14 protein-coding genes and 1 pseudogene are annotated in these 20,993 nt (G+C 76.9%); 4 read left to right on the top strand and 11 right to left on the bottom strand.

The features are described from left to right. Entirely contained in the window at positions 1-417 is a 417-nt protein-coding gene (locus QSK22_RS13065) for a hypothetical protein (RefSeq protein ID WP_285494377.1), read from the top strand. Positions 418-468: 51 nt separating this feature from the next. Here QSK22_RS13065 and QSK22_RS13060 read toward each other — a convergent pair whose 3' ends face one another. The 10 genes from QSK22_RS13060 to QSK22_RS13015 form a co-directional block, all read right to left on the bottom strand. Next, positions 469-1,194 (bottom strand): maleylpyruvate isomerase family mycothiol-dependent enzyme, encoded by a 726-nt coding sequence (locus QSK22_RS13060; RefSeq protein WP_285494376.1) that lies wholly within the window; start codon positions 1,192-1,194, stop codon positions 469-471. Positions 1,195-1,280: 86 nt separating this feature from the next. Continuing rightward, positions 1,281-2,276: a diacylglycerol/lipid kinase family protein gene (locus QSK22_RS13055; RefSeq protein ID WP_285494375.1), complete on the bottom strand. Its 996-nt coding sequence runs from the start codon at positions 2,274-2,276 to the stop codon at positions 1,281-1,283. A gap of 105 nt (positions 2,277-2,381) precedes the next feature. Further along, positions 2,382-3,440, bottom strand: coding sequence for a cation diffusion facilitator family transporter (locus QSK22_RS13050; protein ID WP_285494374.1), 1,059 nt, complete (start codon positions 3,438-3,440; stop codon positions 2,382-2,384). Then, a complete protein-coding gene (locus QSK22_RS13045; protein ID WP_285494373.1) occupies positions 3,437-3,826 on the bottom strand; it encodes an ArsR/SmtB family transcription factor in 390 nt (129 codons plus the stop codon). The genes QSK22_RS13050 and QSK22_RS13045 overlap by 4 nt, the downstream gene beginning before the upstream one ends. Before the next feature lie 43 nt (positions 3,827-3,869). Then, a complete protein-coding gene (locus QSK22_RS13040) occupies positions 3,870-4,997 on the bottom strand; it encodes a VWA domain-containing protein (RefSeq protein WP_285494637.1) in 1,128 nt (375 codons plus the stop codon). A 44-nt stretch (positions 4,998-5,041) separates the two neighbouring features. Beyond that, positions 5,042-7,453 carry a DUF5682 family protein gene (locus QSK22_RS13035; protein ID WP_502872306.1) on the bottom strand — a complete coding sequence of 804 codons (2,412 nt, stop codon included), beginning with the start codon at positions 7,451-7,453 and terminating at the stop codon, positions 5,042-5,044. Continuing rightward, entirely contained in the window at positions 7,450-8,556 is a 1,107-nt protein-coding gene (locus QSK22_RS13030; protein WP_285494372.1) for an ATP-binding protein, read from the bottom strand. Before QSK22_RS13030 ends, QSK22_RS13035 begins: the two co-directional genes overlap by 4 nt. Next, positions 8,553-10,181 carry a DUF5691 domain-containing protein gene (locus QSK22_RS13025; RefSeq protein WP_285494371.1) on the bottom strand — a complete coding sequence of 543 codons (1,629 nt, stop codon included), beginning with the start codon at positions 10,179-10,181 and terminating at the stop codon, positions 8,553-8,555. Before QSK22_RS13025 ends, QSK22_RS13030 begins: the two co-directional genes overlap by 4 nt. Continuing rightward, positions 10,178-11,476: an SWIM zinc finger family protein gene (locus QSK22_RS13020; RefSeq protein ID WP_285494370.1), complete on the bottom strand. Its 1,299-nt coding sequence runs from the start codon at positions 11,474-11,476 to the stop codon at positions 10,178-10,180. The genes QSK22_RS13025 and QSK22_RS13020 overlap by 4 nt, the downstream gene beginning before the upstream one ends. Positions 11,477-11,574: 98 nt before the next feature. Further along, positions 11,575-12,336 (bottom strand): M50 family metallopeptidase, encoded by a 762-nt coding sequence (locus QSK22_RS13015; RefSeq protein ID WP_285494369.1) that lies wholly within the window; start codon positions 12,334-12,336, stop codon positions 11,575-11,577. A 430-nt stretch (positions 12,337-12,766) separates the two neighbouring features. On the opposite strand from QSK22_RS13015, the gene QSK22_RS13010 reads away from it, so the two are divergent. The 3 genes from QSK22_RS13010 (at position 12,767) to QSK22_RS13000 (ending at position 20,594) form a co-directional block, all read left to right on the top strand. Next, a complete protein-coding gene (locus tag QSK22_RS13010; RefSeq protein ID WP_285494368.1) occupies positions 12,767-14,377 on the top strand; it encodes a hypothetical protein in 1,611 nt (536 codons plus the stop codon). Positions 14,378-14,496: 119 nt separating this feature from the next. After that, entirely contained in the window at positions 14,497-15,642 is a 1,146-nt protein-coding gene (locus tag QSK22_RS13005) for a CaiB/BaiF CoA transferase family protein (protein WP_285494366.1), read from the top strand. A gap of 140 nt (positions 15,643-15,782) precedes the next feature. After that, entirely contained in the window at positions 15,783-20,594 is a 4,812-nt protein-coding gene (locus tag QSK22_RS13000) for an HAD-IC family P-type ATPase (protein ID WP_285494365.1), read from the top strand. On the opposite strand, the pseudogene QSK22_RS12995 reads toward QSK22_RS13000, so the two are convergent. After that, positions 20,591-20,993: pseudogene (locus tag QSK22_RS12995) on the bottom strand (integrase core domain-containing protein); the annotation flags it as partial. The gene QSK22_RS13000 and the pseudogene QSK22_RS12995 sit on opposite strands and share 4 nt — an antisense overlap.

The following is a 20,993-nucleotide window of genomic DNA, read 5'->3' as shown; positions in this document are numbered from 1 at the left end:
ATGGCCGCCGTGACGTTCCGCGACGAGACCGCCGCCGGCGGGGGGCTCGACGCGTTCTCCGTCGCCGGGCTGCCCGCGACGATGACCGTCCGGGAGCTGATCCGGCTGCGGGTGCGCGAGGAGGTGGCCCGCCACAACGCCCGGCCCGACCGCCGCTTCACCGGGCTGGTGCAGCCCGCCGAGACCGGGCCGGACGAGACCGAGCCGGACGAGACCGAGCCGGACGGGGGCCGGCCGCGGAAGGCGCGCCACGTCGACTGGGAGCGGCAGGCCGACATCGCCGAGCGGGCGTTCCTGTCCAACGGCTTCTTCGTGCTCGTCGGCGACCGGCAGGTCGAGGACCTGGACGAGGTCGTCGACCTCGGCGGCGACCCCGAGGTGGTGTTCATCAAGCTGGTGCCGCTCGTCGGCGGCTGAGGCCCCGGGCCCGGGGCCTCAGCCGGTGGCCCGGCGCGGACCCGGGCCGGGTCAGGCCAGGCAGACCAGGGCCGCGCGCAGCTGCGCGTCCAGCGGGTGGTCGTCCGGCAGCCTGTTGACGGTGGCCTCGACGAAGTCGGACGTGGACAGCTCGGCCTCCTTGGCGGCCGTGCCGCCGGCCTCGCCGTCCAGCCGCACCCGGACACCGCCGGGCACCTCCTCGACCTGCACGGGCGAGCCCTGCTCCGCCAGCACGAACCGGCCCACCCGGGCCCGCCACCGCGACCGCTCGGGCTCCTCGCCGTCCGCGACGGGCGCGCCGACGTCGTCGGCGTGCGTGGCGTACTCCGAGGCGTAGTGGAAGGTCTGCAGGCCCACCGGGTACGGACCGGCCATGGTCGGCAGCATCGCGTCGGCGCCGCGTTCGCGCATGCGGCGCCGCGTGTCGCCGTTCTGGCGGCGCCATTCGGCCAGCACCCCCGCCACCGGCAGGCCGCGGCGGGTGTCCACGCACCACTGGTTGAAGCCGGCCAGCCCCTCGACACCCTCCTTGTCCAGGCGGTTGAACAGCACGTCCAGCTCGTCGTCCAGGCAGGCGTGGTTGTACAGCTCCTCCCCGGCCAGGTGCGCCAGGACGTCCCGCACCGTCCATCCCTTGCACCTGGAGGGGCGGTCCCAGTCGGCGGCGCCGAGCTCGGCGAAGTAGGCGTCCAGCCGCCGGGCTTCGCGGTCGAAAAGGTCGAACGGGTTCAGGTCGCTGAGCATGTCGGTTCCCATGCGGCTATGCCTCCCCTCTTCGGCGCCCCGCCGAACCGGCGGGGCCGCCCGGATTCGCGGCGGGCGCGGCCCGGGGGAGGGGCCGCTCAGGTGTCGACGAAGGACTGCGGGACGATCACCCGCAGGGCGTTGCCGAGCAGCCGCACCGTCACCGGGGTCCGGCCGCGGACCTCGCCGTCCACATCGACCGGCATCGGCAGGTCGGTGGCGATGTGCACCTCGTCGGTGGTGAGGAAGGCGTCCTCGCGCAGCGACCGCCGCGGGCCGGTGAGCTGGTGCCGCGCGGTCGCCGACGCCAGCCGCAGCCGCCGCTCGTCGCCCAGCCGGTACACCGCCAGCAGCCGGTCGTCGGGGCTGGCGTCGCGGGCGATGCGCCGGCCGCTGTGGTGGGCGCCGTTGGCCACGTTCAGCTGGTGGGTGACGACCTCCTCGACGCGGTCGCCGGCGCGGATGGTCGCCCGGAACGCGGTGTGCCGGGGCAGCAGCCACGCCGCCGTCAGCGCGTACGCGGCGCGGCCGGCGACCCGTTTGAGGCCGTGCGGCACGTGCTCGGCGATCTGCACCGACAGGCCCAGGCTGACCATGTTGGCGAAGATGTGGCGGCCGCCGTCGGGCTCGGGGCCCGACCCGTCCGGCCGGGTGCCCTGCACCCAGCCCACGTCCACGTCGGCGACCTTGCCGTCGCGCAGCACCGCCACCGCGTCCGCCAGGTTCAGCGGCAGCTCCAGGCTGCGGGCGAAGTTGTTGGTGGTGCCCAGCGGCAGCACGCCCAGCGCGACGTCGCGGTGCGCCAGGTGGCTGACGGCCTCGGCGACCGTGCCGTCCCCGCCGCCGACCACCACCAGGTCCGGCTCCAGGGCGAGCACGTCGGCGAAGATCTCCCCCAACCGCCCGGGGTCGGTGACCGGGAACTCTCGCACGAACTCGATGCCCGCCGCGTCCAGCAGCTCCCGGGCGCGGTCGAGCAGACGGCGGCCCCGCCGCGACCGCGCGTTGACGACCAGCACGGCGCGCCCGCCGCTCCGGATCGCCGCCTGCAGCTGCGGTTTGCTGCGCGGCGCGCGCGGTCGTGTGCCGTCCATCCCGATCACCCTACCCGTCGTCCCCCGCCCGGCCGTCGCGCGTACTTGAGTGCCCCATTACGTTCCGTTGAACGACGGTGGGGCGACTGCCATTCCACCGCCGGGTCAGTGGCCGCAGCGGGGGTCGGCGAGATGGTCGTGCCGTTCGCCCGAGCCGTTGACGTGCCGGGGCCCGTGCGGATCCTCGCAGTGGAAGTCGTCGGTGACGTGATCGACCTCCAGCGTCGTGTGGGTGATGCCGTAGGCGGAGCGCAGCACGTCCTGCAGGTCGCGGCGCACCGCGTGGCAGTCGCCCCGCGGCTCCACCAGCACGTGCGCCGACAGCGCCGGGTAGCCCGAGCTGACCTCCCACACGTGCAGGTCGTGCACCTCCTCCACGCAGGGGCGGCCCGCCAGCCGGGTGCCGATCTCGCCGGGGTCCACGCCCGCCGGGGCCGCCTCCATGAGCACCCGCCCGGCGTCGCGCAGCAGCCCGTACCCGGCCTTCAGCATCAGCGCGGCCACCACCAGCGAGGCGATCGCGTCGGCCCGGGTGAACCCCGCCGCCCACACCGCCAGCCCGGCGACCGCCGTGGCCACGAACGCGAACAGGTCGTTCAGGATGTGCTGGAACGCGCCCTCGACGTTGAGGCTGCGCCGGTCGGCCCGGCTGATCAGCCACGTCGCGGCCAGGTTCACCGCGATGCCGGCCAGCGACGTCCAGAGCACCAGGCTCCCGTCCACCTCGGGCGGCGCCACCAGCCGGCGGACCCCCTCGTAGACGAAGAAGGCCGCCAGCAGGATCAGCGTCAGCCCGTTCAGCTGCGCCGACAGGATCTCCGCCCGGCGCAGCCCGTAGGTGTAGCCGCCCTTGGGGGGACGCGCCGCGATCCGCATGGCGACCAGCGCCAGCGCGACGGCGAACGCGTCGGTCAGCATGTGCGCGGCGTCGGTGATCAGCGCCAGCGACCGGGCGGCGAGCCCGACGACCACCTCGCCCGCCATGAACGCCAGCAGCAGGGCCAGCGCCGCCGACAGGTGGCGCCGGTCGGCGTTCGCCGACACCGCGTGCCCATGCCCATGGCCGTGCCCGTGCCCGTGCTCGGCGGCCTTCCCGCGTCCGGGCAGGAAGAACCGCCGGCGCGCGCGCCGCTTCCCCGCGGCCTCCTGCCGCTCCGCGCTCATGCCTCGCCCTCCTGGTGGCCGACGTGCGCCAGGGCGAGGTCGAGCAGCATCCGGACGTGCGAGTCGGCCAGCCGGTAGTAGGCCATGCGCCCGGACCGGCGGGCCCGCACCACCCCGCTGGCGCGCAGCAGCCGCAGCGCGTGCGAGACCGCCGACTCCGAGTGCCCGCACGCGGCCGCGATGTCGCACACGCACATCTCGCCGCCTTCCAGCAGCGCCGTGATGATCCGCAGCCGGCCCGGATCCGCCAGCAGCCCGAACACCTGCGCCAGTTCGGTGATCTTGTCGTCGGCGGGCAGGGCCGCGGTGACCACGGCGACCTTCTCCCGGTCCACCACCCGCACCGCGCACACGTCGGCGACCCGGACATCTGAAGCGCTGCTCATATGAGCAAATATAACTTACGGTCCGGCGCCCGCCGGGGCGGGGTCAGCCCAGGTTGCGTTCGGACCACTCCTTCAGGTCGCGGCGCTGGATGGCGGCGGCCATCAGGTCGGGGAACAGGTCGGGCGTGCAGGCGAACGCCGGGACGCCCAGCGCGGCCAGGGCGGCGGCGTTCTCCCGGTCGTAGGCCGGGGCGCCCTCGTCCGACAGCGCCAGCAGCGCGATCACCTGGACGCCCGCCCCGGTCAGCGCGGCGGCCCGCTGCAGCATCTCGGCGCGCACCCCGCCCTCGTACAGGTCGCTGATCAGCACCAGGATCGTGTCGCGGGGCCGGGTGACCAGGCCCTGGCAGTACGCCAGCGCGCGGTTGATGTCGGTGCCGCCGCCGAGCTGGGTGCCGAACAGCAGCTCCACCGGGTTGTGCAGCTGCGCGGTCAGGTCCACCACGGCGGTGTCGAACACCACCAGCGAGGTGCGCAGCGAGCGCATCGACGCCAGCACAGCGCCGAACACCCCCGCGTACACCACCGACGCCGCCATCGAGCCGCTCTGGTCGACGCACAGCACCACGTCCCGTTCGACCGCCTGGTCGCGGCGCCCGTGGCCGATCAGCCGCTCGGGCACCACCGTGCCGTGCTCGGGCAGGTAGTTGCGCAGGTTGGCGCGGATGGTGCGGTGCCAGTCGATGTCGGCCGCACGGCGCGGCCGCAGCGTCCGGGACGCCCGGTCCAGCGCGCCGGACACCGCCGAGCGGGTGCGCTGGGCCAGCCGCCGCTCCAGCTCCGCCACGACCGCGCGGACCACGGCGCGGGCCGACTCGCGGGCCCGGTCCGGCATGACCTTGTTGAGCGACAGCAGCGTGCCCACCAGGTGCACGTCGGGCTCGACGGCCTCCAGCATCTCCGGTTCGAGCAGCAGCCGGGTCAGGTTGAGGCGCTCGATGGCGTCCTTCTGCATCACCTGCACCACGCTGGACGGGAAGTAGGCGCGGATGTCGCCCAGCCAGCGCGCCACGGTCGGCGCCGAGTCGCCCAGGCCGGCGCTGCGGCGGCCCGACCGGGACCCGCCGCCCTGCCCGCCGCCGTACAGCTTCTCCAGCGCCGCGTCCATGCGCGCGTCGGCGCCCTCGAGCGCGACGCCGGTGCCGTCGGCGGACTCGCCGCCCAGCACCATCCGCCACCGCCTGAGCCGCTCGTCGTCGGGAATGGTCACGTCGTTCACGCGGGGGCCTCCCAGCCGAGGATGCGCAGGACCGTCGCGGCGGCGGCGGCCGCGCGGCCGGCGTCGACGCCGTCGTTTTCGCTGTCGCGGTCGCCGCGCGGCGCGGCGGTCGCGGCGCCGCCCAGCCGCCGCACCCGCTCGCCGATGGCGCGCCGCTCGGCCGCCGCGTACCCGCCGAACGTGCGGCGCAGCAGCGGCAGCACGGCGGTGAACGCCTCACCCGGCAGCCCGGCGATCCAGCCGTCCAGCAGACGCAGCAGGTCGTCGTCGTGCACCAGCAGCAGCCCGCCGCCCGCCAGGAACCCCTCCACCCAGGCGGCGGCGCGGTCGGGCGCGGTGCCGGCCGACACGGCGCGGGCCATGCGGACCGGCGCGTCGTCGAGCCGCCCGGCGTCCAGCAGCAGCCGGACCAGGCGCCCCTCCAGCAGGCCGTGCACCGCGCGGTCGCCGTCCCGGTCGGCCAGGCCGCGCAGGGTGCGCAGCCAGCGGTCGGTGTGGCCGTCGTCGCCGAGGAGGGACAGCGCCCCGTGCACGGCGTCGATGCGCCCGAGCATCTCCCGGGACGCGTCGTCGTCCAACCCGGTGACGGCCGGGGGCAGGTTCACGCAGACGCGCACCACCAGGCCGTCGACGACGGTGCGCAGCGGGCCGGTGGGGGTGCCGCGCACGTCCCCGTACCGCAGCGCGCGCACCAGGGCGGGCAGCGCCGCCATCAGGTGCGCCACGTCGGAGTCGACGGCGGCGCGGTCGGCCAGGGCGCGCATGACGGCCGGCAGCGCGTCGCCCAGGTCGGCCAGCAGGCACCGCTCGGCCAGCGACGTCAGCTCCGACAGCGACGCGGCCCGGGCGGCCGCCGCCTCCGCCCGCGCGGCCGCCGCCTCCAGCACGGTGGTGCCCCAGGCACTGGCCTCGATCAGCGCCACGTCGAACTCCGGCCGCCACAGCAGCGTCCAGCTCTCGCGGAACGTCCCCTTGGACCGGCCCTGCGCCTCCTGCGGCACGCCCCACTCGACGTCCAGCAGGCGCAGCCGGTGCAGCAGCCGGCTGCGGTCCAGGTCGAGCGGTTTGCGCAGGTCGAAGTCGTACTCCCGGTCGATCGCGGACGGCTTGAGGCGCAGCCGCCGCTGCTCGGCCTGCAGGTCGCGCTGCAGCGGCACCATCGGCGTCCGCTCGGGCACCGACCCGAGCCGCTCGCCCACCGTCATCCGGCGCCGGATCAGCTCCACCGGCAGGTCGTTGCCCTCGCACAAGACGGCCCGGACCGCCTCGGTGACCTCGTCCAGCCCGGCCAGCGGACGGCCGCGCAGCGCGGCCAGCGCCTCGGCGAGCCGCACCGCCTCGATGACGTGCGCCGACGAGACGTGCAGGTCCTCCTCGCGCAGCATCCGCGCGGCCTCGGTCAGCCACCGCTCGACCGGCCGGTCGCCGGACGTGAACAGGTGGTGGTACCAGCCGGGGGACCGCACGCCCGCGCCGTACCCGGAGGCGCCCGCCAGCCTGCCGTGCGTCCACGGCACCCAGGTCATCGCGACCTTGGTCTTGGGCAGGCCGCGCAGCGTCCGCTCGTCGCGCGCCGCCGGGACCTGCTCCAGCAGCGCCGGCACGTGCCAGGCGCCGCACACGACGGCGACGCGCTCGTACCCCTCCTTCAGGGCGCGGCGCAGCGTGCGGCGCATGTACGCCTCGCGCTGCTCCTCACGCCGCAGGTAGCCGGGCGGCAGCAGGTCCGGGCCGCGCTCCGGCTCGGGCAGCTCGGCCAGCCGCGCGCGCAGCTCGGTCATGGCCTCGGCGATCGCGGGGAACGGCGAGGGGCCGTCGCGGCGGTGCTCCACCACGTCGTCCCACCAGCGTTCGGCGTCGTCGTATCCGGCGGTCTTGGCCAGCCAGCCCAGCGGGTCCATCCGGATGCCGTGCGCCTCGCCCTGCTCCGGGGGCCGTCCGGCGGGCGGCTGCGGGCCGTCGCCCTCGGGAGGCGCGCCGGGGTCGTGCTGCCGGACGAGCTGGTGCGCGGCGGGCAGGTCGCAGAACCGGACGGGGACGCCCGCGTCCAGCGCGTGGCGCAGCGCCTGCCACTCCGGGCTGAACTCGGCGAACGGCCAGAACGCCGCCTGCCGCCCGGCGCCCTCGCCGCCGTCGGGGGACGGGGTGCGGCCGGGGGAGTAGGCCAGCAGCGCCACCGGCGGGACCATGCCCGGGTCGGCGGCCAGGGAGACCAGGTCGTCGGCCTCCGGGGGCCCTTCGATCAGCACCGCGTCGGGTTTGTACTCCTCCAGCGCCCGCCGCAGCGCCCGCGCCGACCCGGGGCCGTGGTGCCGGATCCCGAACACCTCGACCCGCGCCCGCCCCGCCGCGGACGGGCCCGGGGCCGCCGGCGCGGAGGCGGCGGGACGGGGCGGGGCCGGGGTCAAGACACCTCCCGGCAGGCGCGGTAGAAGTCCTGCCAGCCGGGGCGTTCGCGGACGACCGTCTCCAGGTACTCCTGCCACACCACCCGGTCGGACACCGGGTCCTGGACGACGGCGCCGACGATGCCGCCCGCCACGTCCGCGGCGCGCAGCACGCCGTCGCCGAAGTGCGCGGCCAACGCCAGCCCGTTGGTGACCACCGAGATGGCCTCGGCGGTGCTCAGCGTGCCGCTGGGCGACTTGAGCCGGGTGCGGCCGTCGTCGGTGAGGCCGCCGCGCAGCTCCCGGAACACCGTCACCACCCGGCGGATCTCCTCCAGTCCCGCGGGCGTCTCCGGCAGCTCCAGCGCCCTGCCGATCTGCGCGACCCGGCGGGAGACGATTTCCACCTCCTCCTCCACCGTGGCGGGCAGCGGCAGCACCACCGTGTTGAACCGGCGGCGCAGCGCGCTGGACAGCTCGTTGACGCCGCGGTCGCGGTCGTTGGCGGTGGCGATCACGGTGAAGCCCTTGCGGGCCTGCACCTCGGTGCCCAGCTCGGGGACGGGCAGCGTCTTCTCCGACAGGATCGTGATGAGGGTGTCCTGCACGTCGCCGGGCATGCGGGTCAGCTCCTCGACGCGGGCGACCGCGCCGGTGCGCATCGCCCGCATCAGCGGGCTCTCCACCAGCGCCCGCTCCGACGGGCCCTCGGCCAGCAGCCGGGCGTAGTTCCACCCGTACCGCACGGCCTCCTCCGAGGTGCCCGCCGTCCCCTGCACCAGCAGGGTCGAGTCGCCGCTGACGGCCGCCGCCAGGTGCTCCGACACCCAGGTCTTGGCGGTGCCGGGCACGCCGAGCAGCAGCAGCGCGCGGTCGGTGGCCAGCGTCGCCACGGCGACCTCCATCAGCCGCCGCGGCCCGATGTACTTGGGGGTGATCCGCGTGCCGTCGGGCAGCTCGCCGCCCATCAGGTAGGTGGTGACCGCCCACGGCGACAGCCGCCACCCGGGCGGGCGCGGCCGGTCGTCGTGCTCGGCCAGCCCGGCCAGCTCGTCGGCGTACTGCTGCTCGGCGTGCGGCCGCAGCACGCCGCCCGGGGGAGTGGAGTCGGTGGGAGAGGTCAACGGGACAGCTCCTTCAGCATGTCGTGGCGGAAACGCAGGGTCTCGATCAGCTCGGCGAGCGCGTGACCGGCCGCCCCCGACGCGCGGACGCCGGGTGCGGCGGTGCCGGGGGCAGTGGTGCCGGGGGCGGCGGTGCCGAGGCGGGCCGCGACGGCCTCCAGCCGGGGCGCGGCGTCCGGGCCGAGGCGCTGGTCGGCCAGGCGGCACAGCTGGGTCAGGGTGTGCTCGTGGGACCGCGCCCGCCGTTCGGCGGCGGCCGCCAGCGCGGCCACCACGGCGTCGGCGAGCCGGCCCGTCCACGGGCCGGGGATGCGCTCCAGGACGCGCAGCAGGTCGGGGTCGCCGTCCACCCAGCGGATCAGGTCGGCGGCGGCCTGCTCGCGTTCGCCGCCGGGCAGCACCTGCAGCAGGTCGGCCAGCGCCTCGGGCTCGTCCACCATGACGCCGCCCTTGAGCAGCGCGCGCGCCCACGCGACGTCGCGTTGCCGCAGGGCGGCCCGCGCCCAGCCGATGTGCATGTCGCGGGCGGCCCGGGCGTCGGCGGCGCGGGCGTCTGCGCGCCCGGCGGCGTCGGCCACCGGCAGGCAGACGATCTCCCCGGGCGGCAGGCCGAACAGGTCCGTCCACGCCGACAGGGGCGTGCGGGCCAGGATCTCCCGCAGCCAGGCCGACCGCGTGCCGACCGGCCCGCCGGACCGGCCGCCCGGCGCGAACGACCCGGTGGGATGGAACGGGACGCCGTCGCGGGCCAGGCCCTCGTCGTGCGTGCGCGGCGGCTCCACCAGCACCCAGGTGCGGCGGCGGCCCTGCACCGTGCGCTCCTCGGCGCGCACGCAGGCGCGGGCCCGGGCCGCCATGCGCGCCGCGTACGCCGAACCCGGCAGCCGGGCCAGCAGGTCGGCGGCGGTCTGCCGGACGTCCTTGCCGCGGTCCTCCAGGGCCGACTCCAGGAACTGCTCGTCGTCGGCCGACAGGCCGTGCTCGAACGTCGCCAGGAACGCCGCCCGGTCGGGCGCGGGCTCGCGCCCCCAGGTCTCGCGCAGCGCCTCGCGCGCCGCCGCCGGATCGGTGCCGCGCAGCGCCGTCAGGTAGGCGACGCGCTGGTTGCGCGTGCCGGTCCGCCACACCTCGGGGCCGCCGCCCGGGTCGTCCCCGGCGCCCACCAGGTACGCCCACTCGGTGTTCTGCAGCGCCAGCCACACGCCCCGCCGGCCGGCCGCGCGCGCGATGTACGGCCGCAGCATCCGGTCGCTGCGGCCGCGTTCGAGCAGGTCGGGCAGCAACCGGGCGGGGACGCGCCGACCGTGCGCCGCGGCCGCCTCCAGCCATTCGGGCAGCACCCGGATCTGCGTGCCGCCAAGGATCAGCTCCAGCCGCCGCGCCGCCGCGGGCGACACGACCGGCAGGTCCTCCACCGGCGCCGGCGCGATCGGCTCCACGCCCCCGGACGCACGCCGGCCCGCCCGCCGCCGCACCGTCAGCAGCGCCGCCTGGTCGAGCAGCCGCTCCGCCGCGTCGCCGGCCTCGGCGGGCGCCTGCGGCAGGGGCGGGGCGGACCTGCGCCGCGTCCCCAGCAGGGCGGCGGTGACGTGCTCGTTCCACACCCCGCCCGGCGCCGTGCTCACAGCACCACCATCCCCTCGTCCTCGTGCCAGGCCGCCAGGGGGCGCAGCCCGCGCGGCGTCCACTCGCCGGAGAAGACGACCGGGTGCCCGCCCGACACCGCCAGCAGCCGCCACGGGTCGGTCGGCCGCAGCGCCAGCGCGTCCCCGGCCTCGTCGATGACGTGCAGGACGCCGGCTGCGGAGCGGGCCGGCCGCACCGCCGCCAGCGTCACCGGCCAGCGGTCCAGCCACGGGTCGCGCGCCAGGGCGGCGGCGTGCTCGTCCAGGAACCCCCGCACCGTCGTGCCGCCCGGCACCGCGGGCTCGGCCGGGCCGTGCCGCTCGCCCACCAGCGCCCGCAGCGGCTGCGCCCCCGGGTAGAACGCCAGCTCGGCGTCGAACTCCGTGCCCACCACCAGGGACGCGTCCAGGGGGCGCCCGGGCGCTGCGAACGACAGCACCAGCGCGGGGCGGCCCGTGCGGCGGCCCCGCAGCCACACCCGCCGCGTGGTGAGCCGGTCCTGCTCGGAGTCGTGCGCGCCGGTCACGCACCACCGGTCGCGGACCCGCTCGCCGCGTTCGGCGACCTCGTCCTGCGACAGGGTGAAACCGACCCGGGCGCGGACCGTCTCACGCAGCCCCTCGGGAAGCTCCCCGCCGCGCCGGTAGGCCCGCACCAGCAGCCGCAGCAGCGCGTACTCCTCCAGCAGCCGGTCGGGCCACTCCGGCCGCCGCGGCAGCCCCGCCAGGGCCTTGATCTGCCCGGCCAGCGCGCCGGCCTGGGCGTCGACGAGGCGGCGGGCGACGTCGTCCCACATCCGGTAGGGGGCGTGCTCGGCCTGCGCGAGCCCCTGGGCGACCTGGTCGCACAGCCACCGGTCGAGCTCGGCGAGCCCGTCCTCGACCCGCCGGCGGCGCCGCTCGGCGGTCTTGGGGTCCCTGGTCCTGGGCGCGGCGGCGGCCCTGCGTTCGCGCGCCTTGCCGGCCCGGGCGCGGCGCCCCTCGATCCACTCGGCGGCCCACTGCGGGCGCTCCCCGCCGCCGACCGCGCCGTCGCTCCACAGCAGCAGCAGCGCCAGCCCGTGCTTGCAGGGGAACTTGCGGCTCGGGCAGGTGCACCGGAACGCCGGGGCGGTCACATCGACGCACGCCCGGTAGGTGCTCCTGCCGCTGCCCTGGCACTCGCCCCAGACCGCCTCGCCGTCGGCGCCCGTCCCGCTCCACTTGGCGGGCCTGGCGACGCCGGCGGCGGCCTTGGCCGACGCCGCGTCGGGCGCGAGGGCGAGCACCTGCTCCCGGCCCCATCGATCGCTCACGTGTCGAAAATATCCACCGGGTCTGACATACACCCGAGCCGGAGCATCCGCCCGGCCGGGGCCCCCGGGCACCGGCGGTCCGGCCGCGTCCGCCCTGGTCAGACGCCGGGCAGCAGGGGAAGATCCGGCAGGGACGACGCGTCGGGCGCCATGAGCGTCGCGCCCGCCAGCAGCGACGCCAGCGACACCGCCGCGAACAGGGTCACCCAGGCCAGCCCGGGGACGCCCGTCAGGTGCGCCAGCTGGTCGGCGTCGGAGGACGGGGCCATGTGGCGGGCGCGCATGCGCTGCAGCTCCACGACCGGGCGGATGGCGGCGAACAGCAGGAACCACGCGGCCAGGTAGGCGAACCCCGCCTGGGTCTTGTCGCCGCCGAACCACGACACCCCGAAGATGAGCGCGCCGGTGGCCACCACCGACACCACCCCGTACACGTTGCGGATCATCACGAGCATCCCGGCCAGCAGCGCCAGGGAGAACCACAGCATCAGCGTGACGCGGCCCCCGGCCAGCAGCAGGGCGAACAGCAGGCCGAGCAGCGGGGGAGTGAGGTACCCGGCCATCGCGGTGAACACCATGCCCGGACCGTGCGGCTTGCCCCGCGAGACGGTCACGCCCGAGGTGTCGGAGTGCAGCTTGATGCCGTCCAGCTTGCGGCCGGTGGCCAGCGCGATCAGGGCGTGCCCGCCCTCGTGCGCGATCGTCACCACGTTGCGCGCCACCCGCCAGGTGGGCCCGTGCAGGACGGCGCCCAGCGCCAGCAGGCCGACCAGGATCACCAGCCACCACGGAGGGTCCGGTTGCGTCCCGGTCAGCCGATCCCACAGGTCGGCGATGCTGCCCGCGTCAGCGCTTGCCACGTCCACGTCCACCTCGGAAATCTCGGTTCGCGTCGGCGATCCCACAGGGTAGGACGTTCCGGATCGCCCCGGCGTTCGTTCCGTTCCGGCGGTTCCGCTCACACATGCGACACGTCGGGGAGTGCGGGGTTCGCCCCGTCGGCCCGGTGCACCGGCCGCGGCGGCCTCCGCGCAAAGGGGACGGAAGGCTTCAGTGTGCGCCTAGAGTGCGCCGCACATGATCGGCGGGACGTCATTCTGTCGCGACATTGCGGGAATTGTCGGGCGTCGTAGTTAATCGTTCCACCAAACCCGCACGGCCTTCCGGCGGCGCTCCCTACTCTCGGTCCGCACTGACGATTCATCCCTCGCGGCCTGAGGAGCTGGCGCGATGCCGGAGAAAGTGGCGACGAGAAACGAGGCGGAAACGCATTATCGGGATCTTGTCCGGTTGGCGTATTTCGTTCAGCCGGGCCGGGCGCGCCGCGTCTACCGGATGGCGGTCGCCCGGCGGATCGTCGACGAGGCCGTCACCCGCCGCCCGCGCGGCGACCTGGCCCGGCAGCGGACCCGGGTGCTGCGCCGGGCCATGCGCCCGTCCCGCCGGCTGCGCATCGGCCTGGGCCCGTGGCTGCGCGCGTTGCCCGCCCGCCTGCCGGACGCGGCGCTGACCGCCGCGCTGGCCGACCTGGAGCCGCCCGTGCGGGTGGCCTGGGTGCTGCGGCGGATCGAGGGCATGCGCCGGTACGCGGTGCGCGACCAGCTGCTGCGGCTGCGCGTCCGCGACCCCTGGCCGGTGATCGACGCCGCCGACGCCGCCGAGCTGCCGGCCCTGGAGCCGCCGGACGCGTTCGCCTTCGGCCCCGGGATGGACCACCCCGTCCGCCGCCGCCCGCTCATCCCCGTCGCCGCGGCCGTGGCGCTCACCGCCGCGCTCGGCGGAGCCCTGGTGATCACCGAGAACGAGGGGTCGCTGGCGGGCGGCGAGGGGGCGGCCGACGACCGCCGGCTGCACCTGCTCACCGCCGCGCCCGGCGCCTGGCGCGGCGGCCCGCACCGCCTGGACGTCTGGCCCGCCCGCGGCGACCTGGCCGGCGACCGCGGCTTCACCACGCGGGCGCTGCGCGCGTGGGCCCGCTCGCCCGCCGCCCCGCGCCCGCCGGGCAGGGGCGACGTCGGCGCCCAGCTCCTGTTCGCCGGGCACGTCGACGGGGTCCCCACCGCACTGCTGCGCAACGGCGACCGCGTCGCCCGCTACAGCGGGCAGGGGCGCCCCGTGGAGATTTTCACCGCCGCCGCCGACGACGGCTCGACCCCGCTGCCGCTGGGCGGCGGCCGCTACCTGCTCGCACCCTGGGACACCCGCGCCGCGACGCCCGGCGGCCGCAAGGTGGAGGTGGACGCGGGCGTGACCGAACGGGTGCCCGCCCCCAAAACCCCGTGCGGGCGCGGCCCCCTCCTCCGCCTCGAAGGCGCCGACGGCGCCCGCACGGTGGGCGACCTCGGCTTCGCCCGGCCCGCCGTGCTGACCCAGCGTCCCGCCGAACCCGCCCCCGACGCGCGCCGCCCCGCCCCCGACGCGCGCAGCGCGAAGGCCGCCTCCGGCGCGCGCGCCGCCGCGCCGCTGACGGCCGACGGCGTGCGGCTGTGGGAGCGGGTGGCGTGCGCGCTGCCCCGCCTGGAACGCTCGGTCACCGAGGCGTCGGCCCGGCGGTTCTGGACGGGCACCCTGCCCCACGGCGGAGGCCCCGCCGAATGGGTGTGCACGAGCCTGTCCTTCACCACGGGCGGCCCGGCGGGCGAGGCCACGCTGCTGCGGCGCGGCGCCCACCACGCAACCGGCAGCTGCGACGTGGCCAGGCCGGTCAGCGGCACCTGGTGGCAGGCGCCGTCCGGACGCTGGTACTACCTCGCCGCGGCCGGTCCGGGCCTGGTGCCGCACATCCAGAGCGAGGGGGCCCTGCGCACGGCCGACACCAGGGGCCGCCTGCTGGTCGCCTCCAGCCTCCGCTCGGCCCACCAGTCCGGCGTCCCCATCACCCTCACCGCCCGCGCCCGCTGAACCCGCCCGGCACCCGGTCAGCACTCGCTTACTGGAGTGGGGCAGACTAGGGAGGCGAACCGCATTCCGCGCGAAGGGTGCGGACGGCGAGAGGCGAAACGAGGCGAAAGGGGCCGTCGATGGGCAAAGGGCCGCTGTCGGGCGTGCGGGTGATCGAACTGGCCGGCATCGGGCCGGGGCCGTTCGCCGCGATGCTGCTGGCCGATCTGGGCGCCGACGTCGTCCGCGTCGACCGCGCCTCCTCGGCCACCCGCGGAACCGATCCCGTGCCCGCCGACTTCCTCGGCCGCGGCAAGCGCTCGATCGCGGTGGACCTGAAGAACGAGCGGGGACGCGACGTCGTGCTGCGCATGGTCGAGCGGTCGGACGTGCTCATCGAGGGCTTCCGGCCCGGCGTCACCGAACGGCTCGGCATCGGCCCCGACGCCTGCCTGGCCCGCAACCCCGCCCTGGTGTACGGGCGGATGACCGGCTGGGGCCAGGAGGGGCCGCTGGCGCGCAGCGCCGGCCACGACATCGGCTACATCGCCGTCACCGGCGCCCTGCACGCCATCGGCCGCGCCGGCGGCCCGCCGCAGGTCCCGATGAACCTGCTCGGCGATTTCGCGGGCGGCAGCATGTACCTGGTCGTCGGGGTGCTGTCGGCGCTGCTGGAGGCGCGCGCCAGCGGCCGCGGCCAGGTCGTGGACGCCGCCATCGTCGACGGCACCTCGCACCTGTCGACGTTCATCCACTCGTTCCTGGCCGGCGGCATGTGGCGCGACGAACGCGGCGTCAACCTGCTCGACACCGGCGCGCCCTGGTACGACGTGTACGAGACGGCCGACGGCGAGCACGTCGCGGTCGGCGCGCTGGAGCCGCAGTTCTACGCCGAGTTCCTGGAGCGCCTCGGCCTGGCCGACGCCGGCCTGCCCGACCGGGGCGACCCCGCGAACTGGCCGGAGCTGCGGGAGCGGTTCGCCGCCGCGTTCAAATCCAGGACCCGCGACGAGTGGGCGGAGATCTTCCTGCCCGGCGACGGGTGCGTGGCGCCGGTGCTGTCGCTGCGCGAGGCCGCCGAGCACCCGTACAACACCGCGCGGGAGGTGTTCGTGGAACGCGGCGGGCACCGCCAGCCCGCCCCGGCGCCGCGCTTCTCCCGCACGGCCCCCGAGATCGGCGGCCCGCCCCCCGCCCCCGGCGCCGACACCCGCGCCGTGCTGGCCGAACTGGGCTTCGACGACGTGGACGACCTGCTGTCCGGCGGCGCCGTCGCCCAGGCCTGACAGCGGGGTTGCTCAAGGGCAGGGCGCCTGGCAGCCGGTCCCGGAGGCCACGAAAGTCGCGGCGTTCCGGTGTCGAGTCCGGTACCGGGGGTAGTTGCACAGACCGTCACGTCCAGCAGGCGTGGGGGGCTGAGTCGATCATGGGACTGCTGCGATCCGCGGCGCGCCTGGTGCCCGGAGTCGCCTCCGGGGCCGCCGAAGCGGCGGGGGGTGCGGCCGGGCTGGCGTGGGGTGCCGCCGAGGTGGCCGTGCAGGTCCCCCGGCGGGCCGTGCGGGCGCTGCCCGCCCCGCCCGTCCCCCGGCCGGCGCCGCCGGTTCTGCCGGCGGCGATGGCGCTGCCCGCCGCGGTGTCCGGCCTGATCGCGCTGCACCGGCCGCGCGGGCTGCCCAGGCCGCTGCCCCGCCCGCCCGGATGGTCGCGGATCGCCGACCTCTCGCGGCGTGCCGAGCTGGGCGCCCTGGTCGGGACGCACGGCAGGCGCCGCGTGTGGGCCAGCGAGGGACGCGCCTGCATCGAGCTGCACCGTCGCGCCGTCGGGCGGGCGCGCGAGGCCGCCGAGCTGCGCCGGGCGGTCGGCGCGGCTGTGCGGCGGCTGGAGGGCGTGGACTGGGCGCAGGTCAACGCGGTCACCGGCGAGATCCTGTGCGCCTTCGACGAGGACGCGCTGCCGGTGGAGCGGCTGGTGGCGGTGATCGCCGACGTGGAGAAGGACCACGATCTCCCCGACGAGCCCTTCCCCCTGTCCGCCCATCCCGCCGACCGCGCACCGGTCACCGTCGAGACGATCGCGCTGGCGTCCGACTGCGCGGCGCTCGCGCTGGCCGCCACCGGGCGGCTGACGCGCGCACCGCGGCTGCCGGGCGTGTTCCGCATGGTGCTGCCCTGGGTGGACCACCAGCCGAGGCTGCGCCGCCTGCTGGAGCGCCGGCTCGGCCCGCACGGCGCAGACCTGGTGCTCGCCGTCGGCAACGCCGCCCTGCACGGGCTCACCCAGGAGCCGGCCGGACTGGCCGTCGACGTCGTGCACCGCGTCGTCCTGATCGCCGAACTCAACGCGCGGCGCGCCGCCTGGCACGGCTGGCACCACCGGCTGTCCGCCGCCGGCGTGCCGCACGAGCCGCCGCTGCGCGCCGAACGGCCCGTCCCGCTGCCGGACGGACCGGTGGAGAAGGCCGCCGACCGTTCCGCGCTGGCCACATTGGGCGGGGCCGCGGCCGTGCTGGCCCTGACCCGCGACCCGGGCACGGCCGCCGACCTCGTCATGGCGACCGTGCCGCGGGCCGCCCGGTTCGGCCGCGCCGGATTCGCCGCGACGCTCGACCGGCAGCTGTCGCGCGCCGGGGTCGTCCCGCTGGACGGCTCCTGCTACCTGCGGCTCGACCGGATCAGCGCGGTGGTGGTGGACGCGTCCGTGCTGTGCGCGGACGACCTGGAGATCCTTTCCGCGGACGACCCGTCGACGTGGCGGACGGCGGCGCGGCTGCTGCAGCACGATCCGGGCCTGGACGGCAGGCCCGGCGACGACGGCCTGCGGCTGGAACGCGTCGCCGACGACGGCGCCGGGGGCGTGCGGGTGCGCGTCGTCGACGCCGACGGCACCGCGCGCGGCGGCGCCGTCGTCGGCCACCGCCTGGACCCCCTGGCCGAGGCGGTGCTCACCGCGGCGCGCGACGGCGGCGTGCGCGTGCTGCTGACGGAGAACGCCTCGACCGACGAGCTGATGCCGCTGGCCGACGACGCGCTCGACCCCCGCCTGCCGCTCGCCGAGCACGTGCGGCGGCTGCAGGAGGAGGGGCACGGCGTGCTCGTCCTCACCGGCGCCGACGATGACGCCGCCCTGGCCGCCGACGTCGGCGTCGGCGTGGTCGCGCGACCGGCGGCGCCCCCGCGCGGCGGCGAGGCCGCGCCGCCCCCCGACGGGGCGGTCCCGGGGCCGGTGTGCTGGGGCGCGGACCTGATCTGCACCGGCGGGCTGGAACAGGCGTGGCGGGTGCTGGCCGCCGTGCGCGCCGCCCGCGAGGCCAGCGGACGCGCGGTGCGGCTGGCCGCCGGCGGGTCGGCGCTGGGTGCGCTGCTGGTGGTCACCGGACGCCGCGCCACCGCGCCGCTCAACCTCGCCCCGATGCACAGCGCCGCGCTCATCGCGCTGCTCGGCGGCGTGGTGTCCGCGCGGCGCCTGGCCGCCCGGCCCGCGCCGCAACCGCTGCCGCGCGTCCCCTGGCACGCGCTGGACCCGCAGGCCGCCGCCGAACAGGCCCTCAAACTGCGCGCCGCCCCGCCCGCGCAGGAGCCGCCGCGGCGGCGCCCGCCGATCTTCCTTCCGCTGCCCGACGGGGCCGCCCGCCGCGCCGGGATGCTCGCCGATGTGGCCCGCGCCGTCGGGCACGAGCTGCGCGACCCGCTGACGCCGGTGCTGGTGCTGGGCGCCGCCGCGTCCGCCGTCGTCGGATCCGGGGTGGACGCGGGGCTGGTCGGCGGGGTCATGGCCGGCAACGCGCTCATCAGCGGAGTGCAGCGGGCGCGGGCCGAGCGGGCGCTGCGCGAGCTGCTGCTGGACCAGCGTCCCCCCGTCCGCCGGGTCCGCGCGGACGGCGGCCGGCGGCCGTGGGACGATCCGCGGGTGCGGCGCTGCGAACCGGTGCCGACCGACGGCGTGCCGGCGGCCGAGCTGCGGCCGGGCGACGTCATCGCGCTCGGCCCGTCCGACCTGGTGCCCGCGGACGCCCGGCTGCTGGCCGCGGACGACCTGGAGGTCGACGAGGCCAGCCTGACCGGCGAGTCGCTGCCGGTGGCCAAGTCGGTGGAGGCCGTTCCGGGCGCCGAGTTCCCCGACCGCACCTGCATGCTCTACCAGGACACCACCGTGCTCACCGGCCGCGCCTACGCCGTCGTGGTCGCGACCGGCGCCGCCACGCAGGCGGGGCGCGCCGCCGCGCTGGCCGGACGCGGCGCCGCCCCCAGCGGCGTGCAGGCGCAGCTCAACGAGCTGACCCGGGTGGCGCTGCCGGTGACCGGGCTGAGCGGCGCGCTGGTCGGCGCGCTCGGGCTGCTGCGCGGCGCGTCGGTCCGGCAGGCGGTGTCGTCGGGCGTGGCGGTCTCGGTCGCGGCCGTCCCCGAGGGGCTGCCGCTGGTGGCGACCGTGGCGCAGCTGGCCGCCGCGCGCCGCCTGTCGCGCCGCAATGTGCTGGTGCGCAGCTCCCGCACGCTCGGCACCATGGGCCGCGTCGACACCCTGTGCTTCGACAAGACCGGGACGCTGACCGAGGGGCGGCTGCGCGTCACCACCGTCAGCGGACCCGACGGCGAAACGCAGCTCGACTCGGCGCTGGGGCGGCGCGTGCTGACCGCTGCCGCGCGCGCCTGCCCGCAGGGACGGGGCGCGGAGCGGCCGCGCCACGCCACCGACCGCGCCGTCCTCGACGCGGCCGCCGCGCACCTGGGCGGCGACGACGGCTGGCGGCTGGTCCACGAGACCCCGTTCGAGCCCAGCCGCGGCTTCTCCGCCGCCACCGGCTGGGACGGCGACCGGCCCGCCCTCGTCGTCAAGGGCGCACCCGAGGTCGTCATGGAGCGCTGCGACCGCGTCGCGTCCGCCGCCGGCACCGAGGCGCTCACCGCCGAGCGGCGCGGCAAGGCCCGCGGCGTCGTGCAGGACCTGGCCGAACGCGGCCTGCGGGTGCTGGCCGTCGCCGAGGCGCGGCCGGACGCGTCCCGGCTGGACGAGGGCAGGGCCGCGCTCGACGGGGAGCGGCTCACCCTGCTCGGGTTCGTCGGCATCGCCGACCCGCCGCGCCGCGACGCCGCCGACGCGATCCGCACGCTCACCGAGGCGGGCATCCGGGTCGTCGTCATCACCGGCGACCACCCCGCCACCGCCCAGGCCGTCGCCGCCGAACTGGGCGTCCCGCACGCCGACCGGGTGCTCACCGGCGCCGAGCTGGACCGGCTCAGCGACCGGCACCGCGCCGCCCGCATCGCCCGCACGTCGGTGTTCGCGCGCGTCGGCCCCGAGCACAAGGTCCGCATCGTGCAGGCGCTGCGCCGGGCGGGCCGGGTGGTCGCGATGACCGGCGACGGCGCCAACGACGCCGCGGCGATCCGGCTCGCCGACGTCGGCATCGGGCTGAGCGCCGGGGACTCGGCCGCCGCCCGCTCCGCCGCCGACCTCATCCTGCCCGGCAGCGACCTGCCCGGCATCACCGAGGCGCTGCTGGAGGGCCGGATGCTGTGGCAGAGCGTGCGCAACGCGGTGTCCATCCTGGTCGGCGGGAACGCGGGGGAGATCGCCTTCACCGTGTACGGCACCGCCGTCGGCGGGCGCGCCCCGCTCAGCACCCGCCAGCTGCTGCTGGTCAACATGCTGACCGACATGATGCCCGCGCTGGCGGTGGCGCTGGCGCCGCCCGACGGCGACGGCGAGCGCCCGGCCCGCCGCGGGCCGTTCGGCGACCCGCTGTACGAGGCCATCGCGGCGCGCGGCCTGGTCACCGCGCTCGGGTCCATCCTCGCCTGGCAGATCGGCCGGCTCACCGGGCGGCGCCGCCGCGCCGGCACCATGGGCCTGGCCGCGCTGGTCATCACCCAGCTGGCGCAGACGCTGCAGATGGGACGGCACAGCCCGGCCGTGCTGGCGACCTGCGCCGCCTCGGTGCTGGTGCTCGCCGTCGTCATCGAGACGCCGGGCCTCAGCCACTTCTTCGGGTCGGTGCCGCTCGGCCCGGGCGCCTGGACGGTGGTGCTGGGGTCGGCCGCGGTGGCCGCCGCCGTCTCGGTGCTCGGCCCGCGACTGCTGCGCCGCCTGCTCTCAGTGAAAGGCGGCGCGGTGAAGGATGGCGCTGTGAAGGACGGCGCGGTGAAGGACGGCGCGGTGAACGGCGGCGCGGTGAACGGCGGCGCGGTGGACGGCGCCGAGGCCAAGGAGCCCGCGGGCGGCGCGCCCGCCCCGCGCTAGTTGTTCTGTCCTGACAGGTTGGTGACGCGGCTGGCGGGTGGGAGGCCGCCGAGTGCGGTGTGGCCGCGGTGATGGTTGTACATGTGCAGCCAGGGCGCAAGCGCGGCGCGGCGTTCGCTCTCGGAGGCGTAGGGGCGGGCGTAGGCCCATTCGTCCAGCAGGGTGCGGTGGTAGCGCTCGACCTTGCCGTTGGTCTGCGGCCGGAACGGGCGGGTGCGCTTGTGCGCGATTCCGGCGGCGGTCAGGGTGTCGCGCCACAGCCGCGATCGGTAGCACGAGCCGTTGTCGGTCAGTACACGGCGCACGGTGATTCCGGCGGCGGCGAAGAACGCCTGCGCACGAGTCCACAAACGCGGCTGCCGACTCCTTGGTCTCATCCGGCAGGATCTCGGTGTAGGC

The sequence above is a fragment of the Actinomadura sp. NBRC 104425 genome (assembly GCF_030269545.1).
GTDB lineage: Bacteria > Actinomycetota > Actinomycetes > Streptosporangiales > Streptosporangiaceae > Spirillospora > Spirillospora keratinilytica.
Note: the sequence above shows the minus strand (reverse complement) of the source record. Positions and strands in the feature narration are given on the sequence as shown.

Bases quoted from the DNA above. Each gene is read 5' to 3' on its own strand.
- QSK22_RS13065 (WP_285494377.1), top strand. From the start codon at position 1: ATGGCCGCCGTGACGTTCCGCGACGAGACCGCCGCCGGCGGGGGGCTC.
- QSK22_RS13060 (WP_285494376.1), bottom strand. From the start codon at position 1,194: ATGGGAACCGACATGCTCAGCGACCTGAACCCGTTCGACCTTTTCGAC.
- QSK22_RS13055 (WP_285494375.1), bottom strand. From the start codon at position 2,276: ATGGACGGCACACGACCGCGCGCGCCGCGCAGCAAACCGCAGCTGCAG.
- QSK22_RS13050 (WP_285494374.1), bottom strand. From the start codon at position 3,440: ATGAGCGCGGAGCGGCAGGAGGCCGCGGGGAAGCGGCGCGCGCGCCGG.
- QSK22_RS13045 (WP_285494373.1), bottom strand. From the start codon at position 3,826: ATGAGCAGCGCTTCAGATGTCCGGGTCGCCGACGTGTGCGCGGTGCGG.
- QSK22_RS13040 (WP_285494637.1), bottom strand. From the start codon at position 4,997: ATGGTGCTGGGCGGCGAGTCCGCCGACGGCACCGGCGTCGCGCTCGAG.
- QSK22_RS13005 (WP_285494366.1), top strand. From the start codon at position 14,497: ATGGGCAAAGGGCCGCTGTCGGGCGTGCGGGTGATCGAACTGGCCGGC.
- QSK22_RS13000 (WP_285494365.1), top strand. From the start codon at position 15,783: ATGGGACTGCTGCGATCCGCGGCGCGCCTGGTGCCCGGAGTCGCCTCC.